The 250-nt window shown below is 63.6% G+C and carries 1 protein-coding gene; it reads right to left on the reverse strand.

All coding sequences use genetic code 11. The annotated features are described in order from the left end of the window. Positions 1-221: hypothetical protein (locus SB764_RS43095; protein ID WP_410867182.1), on the reverse strand; the 221-nt coding region annotated here is incomplete at its 3' end. Positions 222-250: the final 29 nt, after the last annotated feature.

The following is a 250-nucleotide window of genomic DNA, read 5'->3' on the forward strand; positions in this document are numbered from 1 at the left end:
GGAGCGGTCACGATCAGGGTCGCATTGTCATTGCGGCGTCCGCCGCCGGCGTTTTGACCCGAACCGGGCGTAGCGGCGGCAACCTCAACGGCGCCGGCAGGCGTTTTGCCGATCCCGATGCTGGCCAGCACATTGCGGGCTTCGGGCGAATAAAATCCCCAGAGACAGAGCCCCGCTCCTACCACGGCAACACTGACACCCACCTGTTTCCAGACCCGCATATATTTCTCCGGTTGATCCGCGCAGCACG

Source organism: Paraburkholderia sp. SIMBA_027, from assembly GCF_046535315.1.
Taxonomy (GTDB): domain Bacteria; phylum Pseudomonadota; class Gammaproteobacteria; order Burkholderiales; family Burkholderiaceae; genus Paraburkholderia; species Paraburkholderia tropica.